The 16,274-nt window shown below is 70.6% G+C and carries 9 protein-coding genes and 1 pseudogene; 9 read left to right on the top strand and 1 reads right to left on the bottom strand.

Going from position 1 to position 16,274, the window contains the following annotated elements:
* Complete coding sequence (locus tag BMY22_RS15890) at positions 1–4,866, bottom strand: NAD-glutamate dehydrogenase (protein ID WP_090623744.1); 4,866 nt, start codon at positions 4,864–4,866, stop codon at positions 1–3.
* A 150-nt stretch (positions 4,867–5,016) separates the two neighbouring features.
* On the opposite strand from BMY22_RS15890, the gene mprF reads away from it, so the two are divergent.
* The 9 genes and pseudogenes from mprF to BMY22_RS15935 all read left to right on the top strand — a co-directional run.
* Entirely contained in the window at positions 5,017–7,647 is a 2,631-nt protein-coding gene (gene mprF, locus BMY22_RS15895; RefSeq protein WP_090623745.1) for a bifunctional lysylphosphatidylglycerol flippase/synthetase MprF, read from the top strand.
* Positions 7,647–8,915 carry a virulence factor family protein gene (locus BMY22_RS15900; protein ID WP_090623747.1) on the top strand — a complete coding sequence of 423 codons (1,269 nt, stop codon included), beginning with the start codon at positions 7,647–7,649 and terminating at the stop codon, positions 8,913–8,915. The genes mprF and BMY22_RS15900 overlap by 1 nt, the downstream gene beginning before the upstream one ends.
* A gap of 127 nt (positions 8,916–9,042) precedes the next feature.
* Positions 9,043–10,002: an AAA family ATPase gene (locus BMY22_RS15905; RefSeq protein ID WP_090623748.1), complete on the top strand. Its 960-nt coding sequence runs from the start codon at positions 9,043–9,045 to the stop codon at positions 10,000–10,002.
* Positions 10,002–10,964, top strand: a complete 963-nt coding sequence (locus BMY22_RS15910) for a DUF58 domain-containing protein (protein ID WP_090623750.1) — start codon at positions 10,002–10,004, stop codon at positions 10,962–10,964. The genes BMY22_RS15905 and BMY22_RS15910 overlap by 1 nt, the downstream gene beginning before the upstream one ends.
* Positions 10,961–11,458 carry a DUF4381 domain-containing protein gene (locus BMY22_RS15915; protein ID WP_090623751.1) on the top strand — a complete coding sequence of 166 codons (498 nt, stop codon included), beginning with the start codon at positions 10,961–10,963 and terminating at the stop codon, positions 11,456–11,458. The genes BMY22_RS15910 and BMY22_RS15915 overlap by 4 nt, the downstream gene beginning before the upstream one ends.
* The gene (locus BMY22_RS15920) at positions 11,451–12,455 is read left to right on the top strand and encodes a vWA domain-containing protein (RefSeq protein ID WP_090623753.1); all 1,005 of its coding nucleotides are present in this window, start codon (positions 11,451–11,453) and stop codon (positions 12,453–12,455) included. Before BMY22_RS15915 ends, BMY22_RS15920 begins: the two co-directional genes overlap by 8 nt.
* Positions 12,452–14,212 carry a VWA domain-containing protein gene (locus BMY22_RS15925; RefSeq protein ID WP_090623754.1) on the top strand — a complete coding sequence of 587 codons (1,761 nt, stop codon included), beginning with the start codon at positions 12,452–12,454 and terminating at the stop codon, positions 14,210–14,212. Before BMY22_RS15920 ends, BMY22_RS15925 begins: the two co-directional genes overlap by 4 nt.
* Positions 14,209–15,843, top strand: coding sequence for a BatD family protein (locus BMY22_RS15930; RefSeq protein ID WP_090623756.1), 1,635 nt, complete (start codon positions 14,209–14,211; stop codon positions 15,841–15,843). The genes BMY22_RS15925 and BMY22_RS15930 overlap by 4 nt, the downstream gene beginning before the upstream one ends.
* A gap of 254 nt (positions 15,844–16,097) precedes the next feature.
* Positions 16,098–16,274, top strand: a pseudogene (locus tag BMY22_RS15935) (IS4 family transposase); the annotation flags it as partial.

A 16,274-nucleotide genomic window follows, 5' to 3' on the forward strand; every position in this document is an offset into this window, starting at 1 on the left:
TCAGCCCCCTGCCGTCCCGCGCGAGCCGCTCTGCGCCAGGTCCGCCAGCTCGCGGTTGGCGACCGCGAACATCGCATAGTCGGCGGCACCGGCCGCGCGCAGCTCGGCCAGGGTCACCCGCCAGCGCTCGACCATCGGCTGATTCTGTTCCAGCCAGAGTGCCACCCGCGCCTCGACCTCCTCCGCTCCGCCGACCATCTTCAGCAGGGCGATGGTAATGGCGCGCTGCTGCCAGTCCATGTCGTCGCGGAACGCCTCCCGGGCCAGCGCCTGCCACTGGCTCTCGACCGGCAGGTTGGTGATCTGCTGCAGGAACCAGGGCAGCTCCAGGGCGCCGCCGACCGCGAAGTGTGCGGCCGCCACCACCGCCGGCTCGTGCCCGGTGACGTCGGCCGCCTCGAGGATCGGCAGCAGGGTGTACAGGTAGCCGGTGCCGGCGACCAGCCGCGCCAGCAACTCCGGCACCCCGGCCTCGGCATAGGCGCGGTAACGCAGCTGCCACTGCTTGCGGGTGCTGCCTTCGAGCAGCTCGTCGAGCTTCAGGCCGAGGGCGGCGACCCGCGGGCCGAAGTGCGCCACGTCGCGGGCGGCATCCAGCTCGCCGCGGCGGTTGCGCAGGAACCAGCGGGTGGCGCGCCGGCCCAGGCGGGTCAGCTCGTCCATCAGGGTCAGCTGCAGCTCGGCGGGGACCTGGTAGTCGAGCGCCTCGATCTGCCGGAACCAGTGCGGCAGGTGGAAGATGTCGCGGACGATCACGTAGGCCTCGGCCACCGCGGCGGCCTCCATGCCGGTGGACTCCTTGAGGCGCTGCACGAAAGTGATGCCCATGTGGTTGACCAGATCGTTGGCGATCTGCGTGGCGACGATCTCCCGGCGCAGCCGGTGGCTGCGCATCAGCGCGCCGAAGCGCTCCACCAGCCGCGGCGGGAAGGCGCCCTCCATGTCGCGGATCAGGTAGTCGTCGTCCGGTACCGGGGAGTCCAGCAGGGCCTCCTTGAGGTCGATCTTGCTGTAGGAAATCAGCACCGCCAGCTCCGGACGGGTCAGGCTGCTGCCGCCGGCGAGGCGCTCGGCGAGCTGCTCGTCGCTCGGCAGGAATTCCAGGGCGCGATCCAGCCGTCCGGCATGCTCCAGCGCGTCGATCAGCCGGCGGTATTCGCCCGGATGCAGGCGCGCACGGCGCTCCGCCAGGGACAGCGCCTGGGTCTGCTTGTAGATGTTGTTCAGCACCAGCTCGGCCACCGCATCGGTCATCTCGAGGAGCAGCCGGTCACGCTGCTTGCCGGTCATGTCGCCGGCGGCCAGTACCTCGCCGAGGAGGATCTTGATGTTCACCTCGTGGTCGGAACAGTCGACCCCGCCGGCGTTGTCGATGAAATCGGTGTTGCCGGCGCCACCCTTGAGGCAGTACTCGACCCGACCGAGCTGGCTCATGCCGAGGTTGCCGCCCTCGCCCACCACCTTGGCATGCAGTTCGCTGCCGTTGACCCGCACCGCGTCGTTGGCCTTGTCGCCGATGTCCGCGTGGCTTTCCAGGCTGGACTTCACATAGGTGCCGATGCCGCCGTTCCACAGCAGGTCGACCGGCGCCCGGAGCAGGGCGCCGATCAGCTCGTTGGGGGGCAGCCGCTCGGCGGCGATGGCGAAGCGCTCCTGCATCTGCGGGCTGATCCGGATGCTCTTGGCGCTGCGCGGGAACACCCCGCCACCGGGCGAGATCAGCGCCGGGTCGTAGTCGGCCCAGCTCGAGCGCGGCAGGTCGAACAGCCGCTGGCGCTCGGCGAAGCTGCGCGCCGGGTCCGGATCGGGATCGACGAACACGTGCCGGTGATCGAAAGCCGCCACCAGGCGCATGCTCGGCGACTGCAATAGGCCGTTGCCGAACACGTCGCCGGACATATCGCCGATGCCGATCACGACGAACGGGTCCTTCTGCACGTCGATGCCCCGCTCGCGGAAGTGGCGCTGCACCGAGACCCAGCCGCCGCGGGCGGTGATGCCCATCTTCTTGTGGTCGTAGCCGCTGGAGCCACCGGAGGCGAAGGCGTCGCCGAGCCAGAAGCCGTAGTCGGCGGCGATGCCGTTGGCGATGTTGGAGAAGCTCGCCGTGCCCTTGTCGGCAGCCACCACCAGGTAGGGATCGTCGCCGTCGTGGCGCACCACGCCGGGCGGCGGCACCAACTGGCCGTCCTTCAGGTTGTCGGTGAGATCGAGCAGCCCGGAGACAAAGGTCCGGTAGCAGGCGATCGCCTCGGCCTGGATCTCGTCCCGCGAGCCGCCCGCCGGCAGCCTTCGCGGGACGAAGCCGCCCTTGGCACCGACCGGCACGATCACCGCGTTCTTCACCTGCTGGGCCTTGACCAGGCCGAGCACCTCGGTGCGGTAGTCCTCCTCGCGGTCCGACCAGCGCAGGCCGCCGCGGGCCACCTTGCCGCCGCGCAGATGGACGCCCTCGACCCGCGGCGAGTAGACGAAGATCTCGTAGCGCGGCACCGGCCGCGGCAGCTCCGGGATGCTCCGCGGATCGAGCTTGACGCTGATATGCCCCTTCGCCCGGCCCGCGGCGTCCGTCTGGTAGAAATTGGTGCGCAGGGTGGCCTTGATCAGGTCCAGGTAGCGGCGCAGGATGCGGTCCTCGTTGAGCACCTCGACCCGGTCCAGGGCGCCGAGGATCGCCTGCTCGAGGCGCTGCTGCTTGTCTTCCAGCTCCTCGCCGGCGATCCGCCGCGCCAGGTAGAAGCGGGTGCGGAACAGGCGCACCAGCTCGCGGGCGATGTCGGTGTGGTTGAGCAGCGCGGCGGCGATGTAGCCGAGGTCGAAGCCCAGGCGAATCTGCTTCAGGTAACGGGCGTAGGTGCGCAGCAGGGCGACCTCGCGCCAGGGCATGGCGGCGCTCAGCACCAGGCGGTTGAAGGCGTCGTTCTCGGCATCGCCGCGCATGATGTGGATGAAGGCGTCCTGCAGGGTGTCGTTGAGCTGCTGCAGGTCCAACTCCTGGCCCTCGCCGCAGGTGAAGGCGAAGTCGTGGATCCAGAACTCGCGGCCGTCGCGCCGGCGCAGCGGATAGGGAAATTCGCCGAGCACGCGCAGGCCGAGGTTCTCCAGCACCGGCAGCAGGTCGGAGAGCGGCAGCGGGGTGTCGGCGTGGTAGATCTTGCCGTGCAGCTGGCGGTCGCCGTGCAGCAGCGGCTGGTAGAAGCCCATCACCAGCGGCTGCTCGTCGCCCAGGCTGAGCAGGTGCTGCATGTCCACCACCGCCGAGTGGGGCACGAAGCGCTCCCGGTAGCCGGCCGGAAAGCCCTGCGGAAAATCCGCCAGCAGGTTGGTGCCCTGGGCCTCGCCGAAGCTCTCCACCAGCAGGTCGGCATAGTCGTCGGTCCAGGAGCGGCAGGCCTGGATCATCTCCTGCTCCAGGCGCTGCGAGTCGAACTCGACCTGATCGGCCGGATTCACCCGCAGGATGAACTGCACCCGCGCCAGGATGGATTCGGAGAAGTACACCCAGAACTCGCAGTCGCTGGCCTTGAGGCGCTCCATCAACAGCCGCTGCATCTTCTGGCGGATCTCGGTGGAGTAGATCTCCCGCGGCACGTAGGCCAGGCCGTAGACGAAGCGGCCATAAGGGGCCTTGCGCAGGAACAGACGCAGCCGGTTGCGCTCCTGGATCTGCACGATACTGATCGCGATGCTCAGCAGCTCGTCCAGCGGCGTCTGGAACAGGTCGTCGCGCGGCAGCACCTCGAGCACCTGGGCCAACTCCCGACTGAGGTGCCCGCTGTTCTCGAAGCCGGCGCGGCGCTCGATCTCGGCGACCTTGCGGCGGATGCAGGGAATGCGCCGCACGCTCTCGTTGTACACCGTGGCGGTGTACAGGCCCATGAAGCGGTATTCCTTCACCACCCGCCCGGCGGCGTCCAGTTCGCGCAGGGAAACGTAGTCCGGATAGGCCGGGCGATGCACGCGGGAGGGCTGCGAGGACTTGGCGAAGGACAGCACCAGCGGCTCGCGCAGATAGCCCAGCGCCTGGGCCTCGATGTGCAGGAACTCCTCGTCGAGACCGGTACGCAGGCGCTTGCTGAGGCCGAGCAGGGAGCGCTCGTCGTAGAGCATGCGCCCGCCGCCGTCCGAGGCGTCCGCCACCCTGAACTCCTCGTAGCCGAGAAAGGTGAAGTGGTCCTCCAGCAGCCACAGCATGAACGCCTTGATCTCCACCAACTCCTCGGCGTCCACCTTGAGCGGCGCCCGCTCCAGCCAGTCGAGCAGCGCCCGGGCACAGGAGGTCATCGGCACGAAATCGCCGACCGCCAGGCGCACCTCGGCGAACACCTCGTACAGGCTCTGCTCCAGTTCGCGCTGCTCGGCAGGACTGGCGCAACGGTCGATCTCGGCGAAGATCAGCGCCTCCTGGCGCAGTTCCTCTCCCCGGCTGCTTCTGGGCAGAACCTCCAGAAGCTCTCCAGCGGCGTTGCGCCGCACGCAGAACATGCCGCCCAGCAGGCTGTGGATGCCATGGCCGCGACGGTTCAGCTCGATGCGCAGGGAGTCGACCAGAAAGGACATGTCCGGGTGCAGCACCTGCACCAGGCTGTGGCTGGACAGCCAGCCGTGCTTCTCGTAATCGGGATTGAACACCTGCACCTGCGGCTGCGCCGGATCGAAACGCCCCAGCAGGCGCCAGGCCGACAGGGTACAACCGACCAGGTCGGAAAGCCGCCGCTCGACCAACTCGTCGAGGGCGGCAACGGCAAAGAACTGTTCGGCGAACAAAGCCACCTGGGGCAGCAGCCGCTCGTCCAGATGCGGCGCCAGGGCTGCCTGCAGCTGCGCCTGGAAGTCGGCCTTGCTGTCGGCTGTGAAGAAGGCCATGGTTATGCTCCGAAGTTATTCCTGGATGTAGCATAGGCTCCCCCAGGCCCGCCCACGCCCGCCCTGTATCCGGGAGCCGGCCGGTGCCTCCCCCCCGCGGCAGGTGCCCCGAGCCTTGCACACGCCGCCTCTGGAGCCTGAAACACCCCCATGGAAATCACACCCAACCGCTCGGCCCTCGCGGCCTGCGCCAAGCTGCTGCAGCCCCTCGCGCACCGGCTCCGTGCGCTCGGCGAATACCGCACCACCCTGGCCTCGCTCTTCACGCTGCTGGTCTTCGGCCTGGCGCTGATCGCCTGCCGCCGCCTGCTCGACACCCTGGACCCGCAGCACCTGCACCAGGCCCTGCTCGCCGTGCCGCACAGCGACCTGGGGCTGGCCCTGCTGGCTACCGCGGGCGGCTACGCCGCCCTGCTCGGCTACGAATGGTCGGCCTGCCGCTACGCCGGGGCGCGCCTGCCGCCGTCCAGCCTGCTGCTCGGCGGCTTCTGCGCCTTCGCCATCGGCAACTCCGTCGGCCTCTCGCTGCTCACCGGCGGCGGCGTGCGCTACCGGCTGTACAGCCGGTACGGCCTGAGCGGCACGGAGGTCGCAAAGATGAGCCTGTTCGCCAGCCTGTCGCTGGGCTGCACGCTGCCCCTGCTGGCCGCCGGCGCCGCGCTGCTCGACCTGCCGCGGGCAAGCGCCGCCCTGCACGTCGCCGAAGCCCCCCTCGCCGCCCTCGCCGCCGCCGTGCTGCTGGGCTATGCCGTGCTGGTGCTGCTGCTCTGGCGGCACGCCACGCCGGACGCCCAGAACCCGCAGGTGATCCGCGCCCGCCTCGGCCGCTACGGCCTGAACCTGCCCGGGGCGCGCCTGAGCGCGCTGCAGCTGCTCATTGCCATCGCCGACATGCTGGCCGCCGCCGGCGTGCTCTATGTCCTGCTGCCGGAGACGCCGCCCTTCGGCAGCTTCCTGCTGGTCTACCTGGTAGCCCTGGCCGCCGGCGTGCTCAGCCACGTGCCGGGCGGCGTCGGGGTGTTCGAAGTGATCCTGCTCGCCGCCTTCGGCCAGAGCCTCGGTACCGCGCCGCTGGCCGCCGCCCTGCTGCTCTACCGGCTGATCTACATGGTCCTGCCGCTGCTGCTGGCCTGCCTGCTGCTGCTCGGCAACGAGGCCCGCCGCCTGACCCGCGCCGGCCTGCGCCTGGCGTCCGGCCTGGCGGCGCCGGTGCTGGCCCTGCAGGTGTTCATCGCCGGCATCGTACTGCTGTTCTCCGGCGCCACGCCAAGCCTCGACGACCGCCTGGAGCCGCTGAGCTATCTGGTACCGCTGCAGCTGATCGAGCTTTCCCACCTGGGTTCCAGCCTGATCGGCGTGGTCTGCCTGCTGCTCGCCCAGGGCCTGCGCCGGCAGCTCTCGGCCGCCTGGGCGCTGACCCTGGTGGTGCTGCTGGCCGCCGCCCTGCTCTCGCTGCTCAAGGGCTTCGACTGGGAGGAATCCGCGGTGCTGATCGGCACCGCGGCCCTGCTGGCGCTGTTTCGCAAGGCCTTCTACCGCCCCAGCCGGCTGCTCGAACTGCCCGGCTCGCCGCCGATCATGGTGGCGACCCTCGGCGTGCTGGCGGCCAGTACCTGGCTGCTGCTGTTCGTCTACCAGGACCTGCCCTACAGCCACACCCTGTGGTGGCAGTTCGAACTGGACGGCAACGCTCCCCGCGGCCTGCGAGCCCTGCTGGCGAGCAGCTTGGCGCTGCTGGTGCTCGGCCTGATCTGGCTGCTGCGCAGCCCGCCGCCGCCGCTGCACGCGCCCACGCCCGAAGAACTCGGGCAGGCCTTCGCCGCGGTCCGCGCCTCCCAGCAGCCGGAAGGCGCGCTGGCACTCTCCGGCGACAAGGCCCTGCTGTTCGACGGCGAGCGCCGCGCCTTTCTCATGTATGCCCGGCGCGGCCGCAGCATGGTCGCGCTGTTCGACCCGGTGGGCACGTCCGAGCAACGTGCCGAGCTGATCTGGCAGTTCCGCGACCTGTGCGACCTGCACCACCGGCGGCCGGTGTTCTACCAGGTGCGCGCGGAAAACCTGCCGCACTACATGGACATCGGCCTGATCGCCCTCAAGCTGGGCGAAGAAGCGAAGGTCGACCTCCGCCAGTTCGACCTCGACAGCACGGGCAAGGACATGAAGGACCTGCGCTACACCTGGAACCGCGGCCAGCGCGACGGCCTCAGCCTGGTGTTCCACGAGCGCGGCCTGGCGCCGCTGGCCGAGCTGGAGGAAATCTCCGCGGCCTGGCTGGCCGGCAAGAAGGTCCGCGAGAAGGGCTTCTCCCTCGGCCGCTTCAACCCGGACTACCTGCAGTACTTCCGCATCGTGGTGGTCCATCACCAGGGCCGGCCGGTGGCCTTCGCCAACCTGCTGGAAACCGACAGCCCGGAAATCGCCAGCCTCGACCTGATGCGCGTGCATCCGGGCGCGCCGAAACTGACCATGGAATTCCTCATGCTCGGCGTGCTGCTGCACTTCAAGGCCCGCGGCGGCAGCTTCTTCAGCCTCGGCATGGTACCGCTCTCCGGCATGCTGCCGCGGCGCGGCGCTCCGCTGCCGCAACGCCTCGGCGCGCTGGTGTTCCAGAACGCCGAGTATTTCTACAACTTCCAGGGCCTGCGCCGCTTCAAGGAAAAGTTCCACCCGCAGTGGGAACCGCGCTACCTCGCGGTGCCTGCCGGGCTCGACCCGCTGCTGGCCCTGGCCGACACCGCCGCGCTGATCGCCGGCGGCCTTTCCGGACTGGTGAAACGCTGATGCGCCGACGCTCCGCCCTGTTGCTCCTGCTTTTTTCCTTCCTGTTCCTACTGCTCGCCGCGGGCATTGCCTGGCTCCTGCTGCGCCAGCCGGCCCCGAGTCTCGAGCAACGCACCCTGGCCGACGGCAGCCCGCTGCAACTGGTGGCCCCCGGCGGCCCGGTGCGCCAGCGGGTGCTCCTGCTGCTCTCCGCCGAGGCCCACCCGCAGCCGGCCCGCCTGCTCGAACTGGCCAGCGCCCATGCCACCGAGCTGGCCATCCTGACTCTGGACGAGGAGACGGATTGTCGCCGCCCGCTGCGGCAGCTCGACGACGCCCTCGCCCAGCTCGACGGCCCGCCCGACCTGGTCGCCGGCGACGGCCCCGGCGCCCAGTTGGCCTGGCGCTGGCTGGCCGGGCAGAACCGCGACCAGGCGCAGGCGCTGTCGATCGGCTTTCGCCTGGACCAGCCGGCCTGCGCCGAACCGGTGCCGCAGACGGCAGCGCACGGCCGCTGGCACGCCGTCTGGAACGACAACCCGGACGACGCCAGCGCCCGCTTCGCCCGCGCCCAGGCCAATGCCGAAACGCAGATCGCCGCCTACGACACACCCGCCGAGCGCCTGCTGCTGGACCACCTCGGCCGGCTGCTGGAAGGCCGCGCCGATCCCCTGCCGCTGGTCGAGGTGCCAGCCGCCGGGGCCGGCGACACGGTGGTGGTCCTCTACTCCGGCGACGGCGGCTGGCGCGACCTCGACCGCGACGTCGCCGGCGAGCTGGCCCGGCGCGGCTACCCGGTGGTCGGCGTCGACTGCCTGCGCTACTTCTGGGACCACAAGTCGCCGGAACAGGCCGCTGCCGACCTCGCCCGGATCATGCGCAGCTACCGCGAGCGCTGGGGCGCCCGGCGCTTCGTGCTGATCGGCTACTCCTTCGGCGCCGACGTGCTGCCGGCCATCTACAATCGCCTCGATGCCGCCGCCCAAGCCTCGGTGGACAGCCTGCTGCTGCTCTCCCTGGCGCGCAGCGGCAGCTTCGAGATCGAGGTCCAGGGCTGGCTCGGCACGGCAGGCCAGGAGGCCCCCACCGGCCCGGAACTGGCCCGCCTGCCGGCGGCCAAGACGTTCTGCGTCTACGGTAGCGAGGAAATCGACGAGAGCGGCTGCACCCAGCCGCAGAGCCTGGGCGAAAAGCTCGAGCTGCCGGGCGGGCACCATTACGACTACGACTACCCGGCGCTGAGCAAGCGCCTCATCGCCGCGATCCGGGCCCGCCAGAGCAGGCACTGAAAGAGGCGTCCGCCGCCGCAGGCCCCTCGGGCCAGCGGTGGCAGCGTCGCGCCACGTTTTGTTTTAAAGTGACGCCCGCTGCCGTGGGCAGCCAAGACCTGCGGTCATTTTCCGGAAGTGGTGAGAGATGGAACACCGTGAAGCGCTCGTCGCGCTGCGAAATTTTCTTTCAACCCAGATCCTCGGCCAGGAAAAGCTGATCGACCGGCTGCTCGTCGCCCTGCTTGCCGACGGCCACCTGCTGGTCGAGGGCGCCCCCGGCCTGGCCAAGACCAAGGCGATCAAGGATCTCGCCGAGGGCATCGATGCGGAATTCCATCGCATCCAGTTCACCCCCGACCTGCTCCCGGCGGACATCACCGGCACCGAGATCTACCGTCCGGAAACCGGGAACTTCGTCTTCCAGCAGGGGCCGATCTTCCACAACCTGGTGCTGGCCGACGAGATCAACCGCGCCCCCGCCAAGGTCCAGTCGGCGCTGCTCGAGGCGATGGCCGAGCGCCAGGTGTCCGTCGGCCGGCGCACCTACGAGCTGTCGCCGCTGTTCCTGGTGATGGCCACCCAGAACCCGATCGAGCAGGAAGGCACCTACCCGCTGCCGGAAGCCCAGCTCGACCGCTTCCTCATGCACGTGAAGATCGGCTTCCCGGACGCCGCGGTGGAGCGCAAGATCCTCCAGCAGGCCCGCGGCGAGGCGCTGCACGGCGAGACCAAGCCCGAGCACCGGCTCAGCCAGCAGGCGATCTTCGCCGCGCGCAAGGAGATCCTCGGCCTGTACATGGCCGACGCGGTGGAGGAATACCTGGTGCAACTGGTGGTGGCCTCGCGCACGCCGGCACGCTTCGACGCCGAACTGGGCGAATGGCTGACCTACGGCGCCAGCCCGCGCGGCTCCATCGCCCTCGACCGCTGCGCGCGCGCCCACGCCTGGCTGGCCGGACGCGACTTCGTCAGCCCGGAGGACATCCAGACGGTGCTCTTCGACGTGCTGCGCCACCGCCTGATCCTCTCCTTCGAGGCCGAGGCCGCCGGGGTCGACCAGGACCGGGTCATCCAGCGCATCCTCGACGTGGTGGCGGTGGCCTGATGCACCCGCAAGCGGCCGGCGAGCCGCGCCCGTCGACGGCTCCGGACGGCGTCCAGGCGAGCCTGGCCGAGCTGATCGAGATCCGCCACCGGTTGCGCGAGGTGCAGCTGTTCTCCAGCCCGGGCCGGCGCAGCGCGCTGCTCGGCGCGCACCACTCGCGGCTGCGCGGGCGCGGCGTGGACTTCGACCAGGTGCGCGTCTACCAGGCCGGCGACGACGTGCGCAACATCGACTGGCGGGTCACCGCGCGCACCCAGGAGCCGCACACCAAGCTGTTCCACGAGGAGCGCGAACGGCCGATCTTCATCCTCGCCGAACAGAGCCGGCAGCTGTTCTTCGGCTCGTCGCGGCAGTTCAAGTCGGTGCTCGCCGCCCAAGCCGCGGCGCTGATCGGCTGGGCCGCCCTGGAGCACAACGACCGGGTCGGCGGGCTGGTGTTCGGCAGCGGCGCGCCCCACGAGATCAAGCCGCGGCGCAGCAAGCAGAGCCTGCTGCAGTTGCTCAACCGCCTGGTCCGCGCCAACCATGCCCTGCACAGCGAACTGCCGGACGAGCCGGACGGCTTCGGCCTCGCCCTGCGCCGCGCCCGCGAGGTGCTGCGCCCCGGCAGCCTGGTGGTGGTGGTGTGCGACGAGCGCGGGCTGTCCGACAGCGCCGAACGGCAGTTGCTGCTCCTCGGCCGGCACAGCGAACTGCTGCTCCTGCCGCTCTCCGACCCCCTCGACCACGCCCTGCCCGCCGCCGGGCTGCTGCGCTTCGCCCAGGACGGTGCCCTGCTCGAACTGGACACCCACGACAGCGAGTTGCGCCAGGCCTACCGCGCCCTCGGCCAGGCACGCCAGGAACGCTGGCAGCGCCTGGCCGAACGCGTCGGCTGCCTGCTGCTGCCGCTCAGCACCCAGTTCGAACTGATCGAGCAACTGCGCGAGCGGCTGCAACCGCGGCCGGTGAAGCATCCATGAGTCCGCTCGACAACCTGCAACCGCCGCTCCTCCCGCCGGCCATTCCCTGGTGGCCGCCGGCACCCGGCTGGTGGGCGCTGGCGCTGCTGGCCGGCGTCTCACTGGCGACCTTCTGCTGGCTGCACTGGCGCCGCCCGCGGCGCCGCGCCGAACCGCCCGCGCCGGCGCCGCTGGCCCTCGATCCGCTGCGCGTCGCCGCCCTGGAGGAACTGGCGCAGCTGCGCAAACCCTACGACCTGCCCGCCGGCCCCTGGCTGCAGCAGCTCAACGCGCTGCTCAAGCGCCTCTGCCGCGCCCACTACCCGGACAGCCGCAGCCACACCCTGAGCGGCCGCGCCTGGCTGGCCTATCTCGACAGCCGCTGCCCGGCCGCCGGCCTGACGCGCTGGATGATCCTCGTGGAGGGCGGCTATCGCGCCGAATGCCGGCTCGACGACAAGGCCATCGACGGACTCTACCAGTCCGTGGACATCTGGATTCGCCGGCATGTTTGACTTCGCCTGGCCCTGGGTCTTCCTGCTCGCCCCGCTGCCCTGGCTGCTGCGCTTCGTGCTGCCGCCGGCCGACAGCGGCGAGGCGGCGCTCAAGGTGGCCTTTCTCGACGAACTGGAGCGCCTCAGCGGCCACCGCGCCCGCCTGCGCCTGCCGGGCTGGCGCCAGCAGGCGCCGTTCGTCCTGCTCTGGCTGCTGCTGCTCACGGCCGCCGCCCGTCCCGAATGGGTCGGCGAGCCCCTGCCGCTGCCCACCAGCGGCCGCGACCTGTTGCTCGCGGTGGATGTCTCCGGCTCCATGGAGTACGCCGACATGCAGTGGGAGGGCGAAGCCATCAGCCGCCTGGAGCTGGTCAAGCGCCTGCTCGGCCAGTTCATCGAGGATCGCCAAGGCGACCGCGTCGGGCTGATCCTGTTCGGCAGCCAGGCCTACCTGCAGGCGCCGCTGACCTTCGATCGGCAGACCGTGCACACCTGGCTGGAGGAAGCCATGATCGGCATCGCCGGCAAGAACACCGCCCTCGGCGATGCCATCGGCCTGGCGCTCAAGCGCCTGCGCCAGCGCCCGGCACAAAGCCGCGTACTGATCCTGGTCACCGACGGCGCCAACACCGGCGGCGAGATCGATCCGCAGGTCGCCGCCCGCCTGGCCGCCGAGGAAGGCGTGCGCATCCACACCGTCGGCATCGGTGCCGATCCCCGCCAGAACGACCTGCTCGGCCGGATCGGCCTAGCGCCTGGGCTGGACCTCGACGAGCCGACCCTGCGCGCCATCGCCGGACAGACCGGCGGGGAATACTTCCGCGTCCGCAACAGCGAGGAGCTGCGCGCCATCGAAGCCACCCTCGACCGCCTGGAGCCGGTGGCCCAGCAGCCGACCCAGGCGCGCCCGACCCGTCCGCTGTACGCCTGGCCACTGGCCGCGGCCCTGCTGCTCAGCCTCCTGCCGGCGGCCCGTACCCTCCGGCCGCCACGCGCCCGCCCGGGAGAGCGTCGATGAACGGACTCTGGCCGCACTGGCTGCATCCCGAGTGGCTGCTCCTGCTGCCTCTGCTCGCCTGGCTGCTCTGGCGGCTCTGGCATCGCCAGCGCCGTGCCGGCCGCTGGGAATTGCTGCTGCCGCCGGCCTTCCACCGGGCGCTGCTCGGAGCACGCGCCGGACACGACAGCCGGCTGCCCTGGATCGCCCTCGGCCTGGCCTGGCTGCTCGCCCTGCTGGCCCTACTCGGCCCCAGCTGGCAGCGCATCGAGCAAAGTCCGCTGAAGCGCGCCGATCCGCTGGTGGTGCTGCTCGAACTGACCCCGAGCATGCTCGCCGGCGACGTCGCGCCGAACCGCCTGGAGATGGCCAAGCGCAAGCTGCTCGACCTGCTCGCGGCGCGCCAGGAGGCGCAAACCGCGGTGGTCGTCTATGCCGGCAGCGCGCATACCCTGGTGCCGCTGTCCGACGATCTGGAAACCACCCGCAACCTGCTGGACGCCCTCGCCCCGCCGATCATGCCGGTCGCCGGGCGGCGCGCCGACCTCGCCGTGGCCCAAGGCCTGGCGCTGCTCGAACAAGGCGCCCAGGGCCGGGGGCAACTGCTGCTGATCGGCAGCGAACTGGACGAAAACGAACGCCGGAGCATCGCCAAGGCGCTCGGCAGACACGGCGAACGCCTCGACATCCTCGGCATCGGCAGCACCAGCGGAGCGCCCATCGCCCAGGAAGGCGGCACCTTCCTCAAGGACGAACAGGGCGCCATCCTGCTGGCCCGGCTGGACGCCGCCGGCCTGGCGCGCTTCGCCGAAAGCCTCGGTGGGCGCTACCAAAGCGCCAGCCTGGACGACCGCGACCTGCGCCGGCTGGGCCTGCTGGACAGTCCGCAGCGCCTGCGCGAGAACGACGAGGCGGCACGCTTCGATGCCTGGGCCGACCAAGGCCACTGGCTGCTGCTGCCGCTGCTCCTGCTGGCCGCCTGTGCCGGCCGGCGCGGCTGGCTGCTCTGTCTGCCCCTGCTGCTGGCCCTGCCCCAGCCCAGCCAGGCCTTCGAGCTCGCCGACCTCTGGCTGCGTCCGGACCAGCAAGGACAGATCCTGCTCCAGGCCGGTCGGCCGGGCGAAGCCGCCCGGCGCTTCGAGGACCGCCGCTGGCAGGCTCTGGCCCTCTACCAGGCCGGCGACTATGCCGCCGCCGCCGAAGGCTTCGCTCAGGGGCGCACCCCGACCGACCACTACAACCGCGGCAATGCCCTGGCCCGGCTCGGCGAACTGGAAGCCGCGTTGGACGCCTACGAGCGCGCCCTGGAGCTGCAGCCGGCGCTGGCGCCGGCGCTGCACAACAAGGCCCTGGTCGAGGAACTGCTGCGCCAGCGCCGGCAGGCCGAGCAAGCGGCCGAAGACGCCGCCGCGAATGCCCAGGCGCAGTCACAGTCGCCAGGCGGACAGCCGACGCCGGAAGGCTCCGCCGCGCCGCCGGCCAAGGCCGGCGAAGGCCAGGCCGATAACGCCGCGCCCGGGGCGGCCGAGGACGCGTCCCCGGCCGCCAGCGAGACGAGCGAACTGCCGGCCGCTGCCGCGAAGCAGAACGGCGGGGTACTTGGCGACGACTCGCCGCCGGCTCCCGGACAGACCGCCGCAGCCCCGGCGGAACGGCTCGGTGGCGAACGCCGCCAGGCCCTGGAACAGTGGCTGCGGCAGATCCCGGACAATCCCGGCGAACTGCTGCGGCGCAAATTCTGGTACGAACAGCAACAGCACCGGGAAGCCAGCCCATGATCCGCCCGCTCTGCATCCTCCTGCTCTGCCTGCTGGCCTGGACGAGCCAGGCCGAGGAATTGACCGCCCGGGTCGACCGCACCCGCCTCGGCGCCGGCGAAACCCTCGAGCTGACCCTCGAAAGCAGCGATCCCGCGCCCCTCGGCAAGCCGGACCTGACGCCCCTTGAGCAGCACTTCGAGGTGCTCGGCACCCGCCAGGTCAACCGCCTGACCAACGAGGCCGGCGGGGCCCGCAGCACCACCCAGTGGATCGTCACGCTGCAGCCGAAGCACCCCGGCCAGCTGAGCATTCCGCCCTTGCGCCTGGGCGACCAGCAGACCCAGGCGATCGTCCTGCACGTGCAGAAAAGCGGGATGGATGCCGGCACTGCCCGTCTGGCGCCGGTATTCATCGACGCCAGCCTGGATCGGGAAAACGTCTACGTGCAGGCCCAGGTCGTCCTCACCCTGCGCATCTACCATTCGGTATCGCTCTACGACGACAGCAATCTGAGCCCGCTGCAGATGGCCGACGCCCGCATCGAGCCCCTCGGCACGCCGCGCACCTACGAGACCAACGTCAACGGCGTGCGCCACGGGGTGATCGAGATGCGCTATGCGCTTTTTCCCCAGCGCAGCGGCGAGTTGCTGATCCCCTCCCTGGCCTTCACCGCCACCGAGGTCAGCCGAGCCCCGGACCGCGACGGCCTGCTGCCCTTCGGCCCGCACAGCGGCCGGCAGATCCGCGTGGAGTCGCCGGCGATTCCCCTGAGGGTCAAGGCCAGGCCTGCCGAATACCCAGCCGACGCGCCCTGGTTGCCGGCACGCGCCCTCGAACTGAGCGAAAGCTGGAATCCCGCGCCGGAACAGGCCCGGGTCGGCGAATCGCTGACCCGCCAGCTGACGCTCAAGGCCGACGGACTGAGCAGCGCTCAGTTGCCGCCGCTGGCCAACCTCCCGGTCGACGGCCTGCGCCGCTATCCCGACCAGCCACAACTGGCCGAGCAGCCCGGCGAGCGCGGCCTGATCGGCAGCCGCGAGGAACGCGAGGCGCTGGTGCCGACCCGTGACGGCCGGATCGAACTGCCGGCGCAGGAAGTGCTGTGGTGGAACACCGTCCACGAACGCTTGGAACGCGCCCGCCTGCCGGCGCGCACCCTGGTGGTGAAAACGAACCCCGAACTGGCCGCGGAACCGCCGCAGCCCCTCGGCGCGCTCCTGACCCTGCCCGGCCAGCCGCTCAGGGTCTGGCAGCTGACCAGCGCCCTGCTGCTCTGCACCACCCTGCTCGGTTTCGGCCTCTGGTGGCGTGCCCGCCGCCAGCCGGCGATCCGCAGCGCCGTCGCCGGGCCGAACTCCCGCACCCTGCTCGACGAGCTGCGCCGCGCCTGCCAGGCCAACGATACCCAGGCGACCCGCCAGGCCCTCGACGCCTGGGCCCGCCAGCAACCGGAAACCCTCGCCGCGATGGCCGCGCGCTACGTGCCCCTCTCCGCCGCCCTCGACGGCCTGAACGGTGCGCTCTACAGCGAAGGCGGCCAGTACTGGCAGGGCGAGGACCTCTGGCAGGCGATCCGCAGCCTGCCGTCGGCCCTGCTGCCAGGCACAGCCCAGGAACCGAGCCAGCTGCCGCCGCTATATCCGCGCTGAGGGGATACCGCGCCGACCGGCGAAGCGGAACTGTTCGGCGGTTGACTGCTCCCCTCCCTGAAGGAAGGGGATTCCCAATTCAACGAGCACTGGACACAGGCACTTGACCCATGCCGCTTACGTTCTCTCCAAGGGCTAACACCCACCCCTTTCAAGGTCTTTACGTAAACTCCCTTCCCTAAAACCATCAAGAGGGCAAGGCGGTGTGGGACGAGATTCTGGCGCGATTCGAGAAGCAGGCACCGGCCAGCGTCATGGCACGGCTGGTGTTGGAACGGGCGATGCCGGCTGCCTGGGTCGACGAAGTGTTCGAGACCAACCGGCAGCGCCAGTATCCCTGGGAGCTGCTGTTTTCCACCGTCGTCGAGCTGATGTCGCTGGTTTCCCTGGGGCTGCGCCCTTCGCTGCATGCCGCCGCGCGCCAGATGGAC

Origin of the sequence: Azotobacter beijerinckii (assembly GCF_900110885.1) — a bacterium.
Lineage (GTDB): Bacteria > Pseudomonadota > Gammaproteobacteria > Pseudomonadales > Pseudomonadaceae > Azotobacter > Azotobacter beijerinckii.

Excerpts from the sequence above, each read along its gene's own strand:
- BMY22_RS15890 (WP_090623744.1), bottom strand. The coding sequence starts at position 4,866 with ATGGCCTTCTTCACAGCCGACAGCAAGGCCGACTTCCAGGCGCAGCTG.
- mprF (WP_090623745.1), top strand. The coding sequence starts at position 5,017 with ATGGAAATCACACCCAACCGCTCGGCCCTCGCGGCCTGCGCCAAGCTG.
- BMY22_RS15900 (WP_090623747.1), top strand. The coding sequence starts at position 7,647 with ATGCGCCGACGCTCCGCCCTGTTGCTCCTGCTTTTTTCCTTCCTGTTC.
- BMY22_RS15905 (WP_090623748.1), top strand. The coding sequence starts at position 9,043 with ATGGAACACCGTGAAGCGCTCGTCGCGCTGCGAAATTTTCTTTCAACC.
- BMY22_RS15910 (WP_090623750.1), top strand. The coding sequence starts at position 10,002 with ATGCACCCGCAAGCGGCCGGCGAGCCGCGCCCGTCGACGGCTCCGGAC.
- BMY22_RS15915 (WP_090623751.1), top strand. The coding sequence starts at position 10,961 with ATGAGTCCGCTCGACAACCTGCAACCGCCGCTCCTCCCGCCGGCCATT.
- BMY22_RS15920 (WP_090623753.1), top strand. The coding sequence starts at position 11,451 with ATGTTTGACTTCGCCTGGCCCTGGGTCTTCCTGCTCGCCCCGCTGCCC.
- BMY22_RS15925 (WP_090623754.1), top strand. The coding sequence starts at position 12,452 with ATGAACGGACTCTGGCCGCACTGGCTGCATCCCGAGTGGCTGCTCCTG.
- BMY22_RS15930 (WP_090623756.1), top strand. The coding sequence starts at position 14,209 with ATGATCCGCCCGCTCTGCATCCTCCTGCTCTGCCTGCTGGCCTGGACG.